At 56.0% G+C, this 9508-nt stretch carries 7 protein-coding genes and 1 pseudogene; 1 reads left to right on the forward strand and 7 read right to left on the reverse strand.

Features of this window, described 5'->3' with window-relative positions:
* Positions 1–25: 25 nt before the first annotated feature.
* Positions 26–814 (reverse strand): annotated as a pseudogene (locus AC1D17_RS26055) (NAD-dependent epimerase/dehydratase family protein); the annotation flags it as partial.
* 342 nt (positions 815–1156) lie between these two features.
* On the opposite strand from AC1D17_RS26055, the gene AC1D17_RS26060 reads away from it, so the two are divergent.
* Positions 1157–2314: an AraC family transcriptional regulator gene (locus tag AC1D17_RS26060; protein WP_477568168.1), complete on the forward strand. Its 1158-nt coding sequence runs from the start codon at positions 1157–1159 to the stop codon at positions 2312–2314.
* A 159-nt stretch (positions 2315–2473) separates the two neighbouring features.
* Here AC1D17_RS26060 and AC1D17_RS26065 read toward each other — a convergent pair whose 3' ends face one another.
* The 6 genes from AC1D17_RS26065 to AC1D17_RS26090 form a co-directional block, all read right to left on the reverse strand.
* Positions 2474–2812, reverse strand: coding sequence for a slr1659 superfamily regulator (locus tag AC1D17_RS26065; protein ID WP_477568169.1), 339 nt, complete (start codon positions 2810–2812; stop codon positions 2474–2476).
* A gap of 12 nt (positions 2813–2824) precedes the next feature.
* Positions 2825–3385 (reverse strand): slr1658 superfamily regulator, encoded by a 561-nt coding sequence (locus AC1D17_RS26070; protein WP_477568170.1) that lies wholly within the window; start codon positions 3383–3385, stop codon positions 2825–2827.
* Between the two features lie 4 nt (positions 3386–3389).
* Complete coding sequence (locus AC1D17_RS26075) at positions 3390–5750, reverse strand: SpoIIE family protein phosphatase (protein ID WP_477568171.1); 2361 nt, start codon at positions 5748–5750, stop codon at positions 3390–3392.
* Positions 5747–6925 carry a methyltransferase domain-containing protein gene (locus tag AC1D17_RS26080; RefSeq protein WP_477568172.1) on the reverse strand — a complete coding sequence of 393 codons (1179 nt, stop codon included), beginning with the start codon at positions 6923–6925 and terminating at the stop codon, positions 5747–5749. Before AC1D17_RS26080 ends, AC1D17_RS26075 begins: the two co-directional genes overlap by 4 nt.
* A complete protein-coding gene (locus tag AC1D17_RS26085) occupies positions 6922–7440 on the reverse strand; it encodes a ubiquinone biosynthesis methyltransferase UbiE (RefSeq protein WP_477568173.1) in 519 nt (172 codons plus the stop codon). The genes AC1D17_RS26080 and AC1D17_RS26085 overlap by 4 nt, the downstream gene beginning before the upstream one ends.
* 160 nt (positions 7441–7600) lie before the next feature.
* Positions 7601–9274: a putative bifunctional diguanylate cyclase/phosphodiesterase gene (locus tag AC1D17_RS26090; protein ID WP_477568174.1), complete on the reverse strand. Its 1674-nt coding sequence runs from the start codon at positions 9272–9274 to the stop codon at positions 7601–7603.
* Positions 9275–9508 lie beyond the last annotated feature (234 nt).

The raw sequence follows: 9508 nt of genomic DNA on the forward strand, positions 1-9508 counted from the left end.
GTCGTGGACGGCGAGGAGGCCATCACGTCGTGGACGGCGAGGAGGCCATCACACGAACGAAACCATCGATCAGATCGTCGATGAAACAAAACGAACGGGTCCGCGAGCCGTTGCCGTATATCGTGATGTTTTCGCCCTTCAATGCCCGGACGATGAAGTTCGATATGATCCGGCCATCGTCTACGCGCATGCGAGGACCGTATGTATTGAAAATGCGAATGATCTTGATCCCGACCTGTTGGCTCCTGCGGAAGTCAAAGAACATTGCTTCCGMGTAGCGCTTGCCTCTGTCATAGGAGTGCGTGCCAAACGGATTGACGTTGCCCCGGTAGCTCTCTGCCTGAGGGTGGACATTTGGTTCACGCGGGGCTTCCGACGTGGACGCCTGGAAGATACGTGCACGACGGCGCGCGGCCAGCTCCAGTAAATTGAGCGAGCCGATCACACAGGTTTTTGTCGTATGGTTCGGATCGGCCTGATAGTGCGGCGAAGCCGAATGGGCGAGGTTGTAGATTTCGTCGACGTCGAGGTCGATCGGCTCGACAATATCGCCAGCGATGACACTGAACGTATCAAAGTGCTTCAATTGCTCGATATTACGCCGCAGCCCGGTCGAGAAATTGTCGATACAAATGACCTGGTGCCCCGCACCAAGAAGCCGCTCGCAGAGATGCGATCCGAGAAAGCCTGCGCCGCCGGCGACAAGAATTCGTTTCCGATCTTCTTGCCGCCGGTGCGCATTCTGTTCACTCCGGATTTCCCCTGATGAATGGTTGTCGCCAGTATTACGCAAAAAATTCACGACTACCTCCATCAATACCATAGAGTGAACCTGCCTTTCCCCCCAGAAGGCAGCTATGAATAGGTCATTGAAAAAGAAATACGTTCAAAGTCTTTCCAACAATTCTGTATATTCTTCTGCATTAACCGCGCTTTATTTAATACAAGCATCAGTTGCCAATGTCGTTATCCTCGCATCCTGATATCTATCGTCCCGTGCATTTCTACTCCAAATGGGGTACAACTAGGCGCTGAAAAGGGTAGGGCGGGCCTTCGGTCCGTAAAGTGAGTTGCGCTGGGCGGGTGGGTGCCGCACCAGAACAACGGATCGCCGGCAATGCATCCTGGCTTGGGCGATCATAGGCTGGAGGATTGTATGAGCGATGGTTCAACCGAGTCCGAACCAGAAGACCACCTTGCTGAGGTGCCCGCGAAGCAGTCGCACCCGGAGCGTCGCCGTTGGCCACGTCAATCCGAAGCGCAGGTAGCATCCCGTTCGGAAGCTCCCCCCGCACTGACGCCTCTGCGTTTTTCGACACGCGAGTTGGCACCAGCGGAACAGTTCCAGGCGTGGCGGGCACATATGGCTCCACTGGTTGAGGTCGCGTTGCCGGACGACAAGTCTCCGGATGACGGCTTCCTGGCGGACCAGACGGCATGGCACCTGGGCAATCTGCTTATCGTTCAACAGAAAGCACCGGCTCACAGCTACGCACGCTCGCGCGCAATGTTGCGTTTGAGCCCGATCGATCATTGGTATGTGGAACTGCTCCGCGGTGGTCGAGCCTGGACGGAAGTTGATCGCCGGGTTGCTGAAAGCGGGCCGGACAAGTTCACGTTCAGATCGCTGGGCTATCCTTATCGCGGGCGACTAACGGAATCGGACGCTGTCCTTCTTTTCATGCCATACGATTTGCTGGCCGAAAGCGCCGGCATTCTGGAGGCGGCCAACAATTCGACACTCTCAGGCAATCTGGCCAAGTTGTTGGCCAACTATGTCCACGGTGTCGAACAGAGCTTGGACAATCTCAAAGCTGAAGAATTGCCAAGGCTCGTGCACACGATACGCGATATTGTCGTTGCATGCGTCTCATCGTCGGTGCCGCCGACGACAGCGACGCTACCGAATATGAGCATGATGGAGCGGGCACATCGATATATTCACGGCAACCTCTATTCGGATGATCTCACTCCCGACACCATATGCCGCGCGCTTGGTATCTCGCGCACCCGCCTCTACCAGCTGTTTGGCGCGAGTGGCGGCGTTCTCAACTACATTCGGAAACGGCGGCTTCTGGCGGCCTATGCCGACCTCAGCGACCCTACGAACAATCGGCCGATATCGGAAATAGCGGAAGCCGCAGGCTTCGATCTAGCCGCCAACTTCACGCGAGCGTTTGGGCACGAATTCGGTTTCAGTCCCCGCGAAATCCGGAAGGCAGCTGCTGCAGAGTATCCTGTCTCGCCGGTGGCTCCTCCCGAGCGACGTCGTGGGGGAACATTCGGCGATTGGCTCAACACGCTTGGAAATTGATGCGGAACTGCGCGCAAAATGGGCGACGCTGTTGAGAAATAGGGCGGGGAGCGGTTGGGGTTAGCGGCCCACATTGAGCGTGACACCGCATGGGCAAGAGACGTGCCTCTTGAACAGGAAAAGCTGTCGTCTATCGACCGCATACCTTCGGTAGTTTCGTTAATTGAGCCTGAGCTCAACGCCCGGGTGCAGCTTCTTCAGATTTGGAAGTGACTTTGATTGCCATGGAAACTCCGACGTTCCGCGTACTGTCAGATGGACATTCGGCCTGTTGCGCGCTTCGATGGTGAGCTTGGCAAGCAGATTGATCCCGGAAGAATTGAGAAACTGCAATCCCGTCAAGTCTACGGTAACACGATCAGGCTCGGCCTCAAGAACGCTCATGACGAGTATGAAGATCGGGGCATAGGCCTCGGCATTCGGCAGGCGCATGGTCCCATCGAAGTAGATTACTTTTTCTTCCGACCAGACGCGATATTCTTCTTCCTTGATTTCCATTCTGTCTGCCCATCAATTCGAGAAATCGGGGACCGCAATAGACGCATAGGTTTCCAGCGGGATTTTGTTGCCCTGTTCCCTGGAACCAAAAACCCATGCAAAGTGAACACCATAATCGCTCATTAGCGTCAGAAGTCCAAGCCCTGAGCTGCTCATGCTTGCTTGCGTCGCATTCGCTTCAATCCTCTCTATGAGGCGCTCGCCGGGATCGCCGGTTGTGATTTCTGAAAGCAGGTGCTGGAACCGCTGGGCTGTTGCCTTGTCGATGAAATTGGAAACCTTCGCGCGAAAGGTGTTGGCCTCTATGGAGGCTTCGACGAGAACTTCGCCGCCTTCGCGGAATTTTACGGCATTTTCTATCAGTTCATTGGTCAGGTAGCCAACATTGGACCGCACCTCTCTGTAGAGGCTGCGGGATGTGCGGTAGCGCAATGCGACGAACTCGGCAACAAAATCGGAAGTGATCGCGCAGTGCTTAAAGCTGAGATCCAGCGGTCCGTCGAACAGGCGAAGTCGGGTGACGTTCTCGCCTGTACCGATCGTCAGATCTGCCAGCCCATACAAGGTGGTCATCAGTTCACCTGTGTCTCATGACAACGACTGTTATATCGTCGTGGATCTTCTGCGTGCCGATATGCGCCATCAGGTCTTCGATGATCCCGAGTTTGACGTCTTCAGCGCTTCGTCCGTATCGCTGCCGCGCGCTATCGCAAAGCCTCTCTATGCCAAAAAGCTCCCCGTCCCCGTTCTCGGCTTCCGTGACGCCGTCCGTGTGGAGAATGACCATATCGCCATGGCCGAACGCAATTTCCCGCGTCGCCACGAACTGCGAGATATCCGTCTCCAAGCCAATAGGCAAACCGAGATCGAGGGTGTCAATCCGCTCCACCACTCCCAATTTGCGAACCACGATCAACTCCTCATGCTGGCCGGAAAGCGTCAGGCGTCCTCCCTGGTAGTCCAGGAAAGCGAGGGAAAGATGCTTGTCGGTGCTGGTTCTGAGGAGATTCTTGTAGATGGCGCGGTTGACGCGATTGAGGAACTGCACCGGGTCTGTGTCGCCCGTTTCCTGCAGAGCCCGCGCAACCGACTGGACCATCAACATCAACACGCCGCTCTCGAGGCCATGCCCCGTGACATCGCCGATACCGATTTTCAGCCGCCCGCCATCGCTTAGAACATCATAGTAGTCGCCACCGACTTCGTCGGCGGGCCGCATATAGGCCGCTATCTCCATTTCCGTGATTTCTTCAAGTTCGCCGGCCTTGGGCAGAACCATCATCTGGATCCGCCGGGCGACGGCCAGTTCAGCGCCGAGACGCAAATTCTCGCCCCGCAGCTGCGTGTTCAAAGCCGAGATCTGCAGGTTCGCCTCTTCGATCTCCTTTGTGCGATCCTCCACCAGTTGCTCAAGATTCTCGGTATGAAAACTGATCTGCTCAGCCATGCGATTGAACGCGGCGCCGGCTTCGCCGACCTCGTCGCGGGTCGGAATATCGACCCTAACGGAATAGTCCTGGGCCTGGATGCGCTTGGCCGCACCGGCAAGCGCACTGATGCCACTGGTTATGCGCTTGGATATCGCGAATACAGCCGCAATGACGAAAAGCAGCGATACGAGGAGCGCCAGGATCTGATAGATCACGATCCTGTTCGTGGCCTGGGAAATTTTTGCCTGCGCAGCAAACAAAGACGCATAAATCTCCCGCTCTGGCACGACGATGCCAAGCGACATGGTTTCGCGCCGAACGGGGCCGGATAACCACAGGTTCGTCGGCTGCAGATGCTTCACGATGACCAGGTAAGGGACCTTCTCACCGTTTTCGTCGAGCATGATATGCTGAAGCAACCCATCCTGATCCAGTGGTAACTGCGCGATCTGCGGCTGCACGCTCCGGCGCAAGGAGCGGTCGAGACCCGTCACGCCTTCACTGTTGCCGGCGCTCGCCGTCTGAAGGCCGATCACCTTCTCCCCCACCGGGTTGATGGCCACGACATTGCCGTCCGACATCGTCAGGAAACCAAATCCGTGGTCGGCAACCTTGACGTTCTCCACGATCTCCGCCAGCTGGTCGAGGGTAATATCCGCTCCCGCAGCACCGGCGACGCTCTTGCCATCGATTGACCGGAGCGGCTGGAAGAAACTGACGATGAGTTTGCCGGTGATTGCGTCTGTGTACGGTGCAGTTTGCGTGATGTTGCTGCTTACCGGGCGCGATCCAGGGGTTTGTACCCATTGCTGCCACGACTCATAAAGACCCGGGAAGAAGAAGGTCCAGAAGCCAGCCTCGTTGTGACCCGGGTAAAGCTTGTCGAAAGTCTGAGCTTGATTTGTATAGGGCGCCGTCCGGAAGATCGGCCGCTCCCTCGAGCCGATATAGTACATCTGAAGCTTCGACTGGCCGTTCGCCAGCAGGCTCGGCGCAATGAGGTCCAGGACGGCGCTGTTTTCGATTTCCCTCTGGACTTCAGGAAGCGGCACGTGATTTGAATCGAGAAGATATCCCCAGACGCTGACGACGGACAGAGGCCCAGGTCGATTCTGAGCCCATCCCCCCTTCGCGTCGTAGGTGACGGTCACGGCTTCGGGGGCGCCACGCACCAGTGCTTCCCCGATCTGGGTCTCTCTTGCGGGGTGGTCGATCTGCGCTTGCAGCACGCCGGCCAAGGTACCGACGTCGGAATGAACCTGATCCAGGAGCAGATTGACACGGGCGGCCGTTCCTTCCGCGTAAGAGCGGATGTAGTCCTGGTTGGCCCGTTCCAGACCCTGCCCAACTTCCGCCGTGGCATCGCGGGAAAGCCTTTGCACATTCCACAGCGCGAGACCGCCGCTGACGAGCAGATCGAACAGAACGGCGCCCCCTACGACAAGGACGAACTTGGCGCGAAATGAGCGCAGACCGAGACGGGAGGGGTGTTGCTKAGGCGCGTTCATCGAGGTTTGCGTCCAGATGCCACCCAGATCGGCCAGCCGGCATAGCCTTTGGGATGGAGGGCAGCGAGGATATGGTCTTGGAAACCTTGACGGAAGCGTTGGATGAATTCAGAAGAATCGCCACGCTTTACGGACATTTCACCGGCATAGACATTTTCCCAGGCAGCAATAACGTCGGCGAAGTCCTGCGCATCCCCATCCAGGTTGGTGACCATGAATGACTCGACGACGATGTCTTCGAAGCCGGCATCGGCGAGGTACCGCCGGCTTTTGGGTCCAAGTTCTACGTCCATCTCGAAATGGCTAAACAGTTTCGCGACTTCGTTATACGTCCATTGAATGCTCTGTGATCGAGGTTCGCCGAGACAATGCGAGTTTTTCTCGTTGGTTATGTATACCCGTCCTCCAGGCTTGCAGATTCGGTAAAGCTCCGCCAGAAGCGCGTCCGGCCGGTTGAATATCTGCAGCGAATGGCGGCAACTCACGAAGTCGAACTGATTGTCCTCAAGCAACATCTCGGACGCGTCGCCATAGGTATATTCGATATCGGTGATGCCGAAACCGGCTGCCACGTCGCGCGCATACGCTAGACTTGCCTTCGAATGGTCAAGCGCGACAATTCGCGCTGGCTGGAACTCTTTTTGGACAAGCACGACGAAATCACCGATGCCGCAGCAGATATCCGCCATCGTGATTCCGGCGCGCATTCCGTGGCGAGGAAGGATTGCGCGCTCATGGCGCCAAGTCATCTTCGTTTGCGTCCGCAGTATCGAAATAAAACTCGTGTTCTCTACGAAGCTCTGGCCAGGATAAAATTTCGAGTCGTAGACCTCGATCGTTATCTGCGGTTCGATCTTGTTCAGATGCCCGAACATGCGCGTGGTCCAGCCGATGACACTTGAGGTGACGATCACGAAGCGAATATCCGGCCTCGCCTGACATGCGTCGAGAACCACGCGCGCAAAGGCATGAAAAGCTGTGTTGTTCATCTGAACGAGGCGCTTCACATTTATGTAGAGAACACCGCGCACCTGATCGATCGCCTCCTTTAGCATCGATATGTTCACTGCGATCTCATCGATCGAACGCGGGCGAACCACGCCGGAAAGAGAAAACTCTTGGCTGTTGACGTCAAACTCTGCCTTGAAGGGTATGGAAAGGCCTGCCGTGCTCAACTCACAATTCCTTCAAGAGGCAAATCCACAACAAGCGTTATCGATGGGGGAGCACTATTTTCCACGTGGATCTGAGCATCGAAGTTGATCGCGAGATCCAGAAAAACGACATCCCGACCTGGTGTCAGGCCGGTTGAAATGGAATCGAGATAGCGGGTCAGCGCGTCTTCCCGTCGTGTATTCGACACTGCTTCGCTAAAGAATTGTCTCTGGCGGGAAAGGCAGGGGAAAGTGAGTTTCACCCGTTCCGTTCGACCATGCCGATAGACCGCGCAGCCGATCTGCCCATCGGGAGAGCCGCCGCGAAACGAGACCTCCAATAGCTCATTGAGGGCTGACGAAAGGAAGTTCGAGTGTCGAACGGGATCTGTGCGGTTGTGACTAATTGTCCGGGCTATGAAGGTCGACAGCTGATCGCAATGGTGCCAATTCGAAAGAAAGGTTCCCATCTCCATCTCAATCTGAAGCAAGGGCTCGAAGGTTGCTTCCACGGGCGCTTTTTCCGCTAGATCCATGCCGTCTCCTTCTCCTCAAGCAGAACTCTGCCACGGCGACTTAAAACTCTCCACACAGATTTTTAACCCGCTTGAACTTACGGGCAGTATTTAAACGGCGCACCGGGCCTCGGTTTGAGTCTCGAACCTGAAGCTTACGCAGATGCGAGAAGCCCTGCTACTATATTACCAACGAAGACTGATGAAGGAACTCGTCGATCGCCTCCGCGGGCATCGGAACGCCCAGGAAATATCCCTGCAACTGGTCGCACCCGTCCTTCTGGAGCCACGTTACCTGACCTCGCGTCTCCACCCCCTCGGCGGTGACGCGCATTCCCAAGCCATGAGCGAGAGCGATTATGAATCGGACGATCGTCTGGCTCTTCTCGTCGCTCTCGAGATCCTTGATGAAATATTTGTCGATCTTGATCGTATCGAAGGGGAAGTTCTTGAGATAGCTCAGAGAGGAATAATAGGTTCCAAAATCATCGAGCGAGATCTGAACGCCGAGTACATTTAACGTATTGAGCGTATCCAGATTATTGATCGTGCGCTCCAACAACACGGATTCGGTGATTTCCAGCTCGAGGCGATCAGCACGCAAACCGACCGCATCGAGGGTCTGGGCGACCCGATCCGTCAAGCCTTCACGCAAAAATTCCGCTGGGGAAAGATTGACGGCTACCCTGAACTGGGCGGGCCAAGTCCCCGCTGCTCGGCAGGCCTGCTCCAATACCCATTGCCCAATTTCGCTCATAAGGCCGTCAGATTCGGCCATAGGAATGAAGACGCTCGGTGGGATCAGACCCACGAGAGGATGACGCCAGCGCAAAAGCGCTTCAAAGCCCACAATCGAAAAGGGTGGTTTCACGAGAGGCTGATACTCAATAAAAAATTGGCCCTCTTGAAGGGCGACTCGCAAGCTGCGGCGCAACATCTCACGTTGCTCCAGGACGATGAGCATGGAGCGGCTGAACGTCCTTGCGCGACCGCGGCCATCTTTCTTTGCCGCGTAGAGCGCAATATCGGCAGTCTTCATCAACTGCTCGATCTCGTTTCCATCCCCAGGAGCGACGGCAACCCCCACGCTGGCTCCGACAAAAACATTGATGCCCTCTACCGTGAACGGCTCCTTGAAGGCGTTGACGAGCGCGTCTGCCAAGCGCTCGGCCTCGCGAGGCTGGTCGACTTTCCACTGGATGACCGCAAATTCGTCACCCGCCAGTCGGTAAGCACGCTCCCGCTCCCCAAGCACGCCCCCTATTCGTTCCGCCGCCATTTTGAGAACGGCGTCGCCAGCGCCGTGGCCCAACGTGTCATTGATCGGCTTGAAATCATCAAGATCTATTTGCATGACGGCCAGCTTCGCCCCGGCTGGCACCGGTAGGGTACCCCGCAACTCATCGCTGAATTGGCGCCGGTTTGGTAATCCCGTCAGAACATCATGGGTCGCCTGGTGAAGAAGAAGCGCGCGGTCGCTATCGCTTTGACTGGAGGTATCACGACTGATCGCGTGTCTTTCCGTTTCAACAACCCCGATGCCGCGAGCGGTGCGAAAGACGAGCAGGGTGCGACGCTCACCCGTTGTTGCCTCTGCAATTTCGACGCTTCGCGGCACACCGCTCGCAAGTACGGATTCTACGGCGGATTTGGGGTTAGGAGCCAGGAGCTCAGGGTAGACGCGCCACAAGGTTGCGTTGACCAGGGAGTCAACAACGTATGTTTCGCTGTGTCTTGGCGAGCAGTCGATGAGGAGAAAGCTCTCGTCATAGAGCGAGATAAGCTCGTCGGTTTGTGTGAAGAAGTAGCGTTCGATTGAAGATGAAGCAGACAACGTCGTATCAGCGTCCTGCATCCTTGCCTCTCCCTTCCGTTGCGTACGCCCATGCAGTGCAAGCACTAGTCCATCTGCGATTGCGTCACATTCAGGTAGTCGATGTTATTCCAATCCTTCCATTTCATTAGAACTATCGCGGAACGTGTGATGGTCAATACCGCTTGACTCCAAACGGATCTCGTCGTCGCGCATTCCGCGTATTCTTTTAACACTCGCCACTAAAACATGCAATTTTTGACGATTGTTCAACGA

This window comes from Pararhizobium sp. P1_E7 (assembly GCF_056405855.1).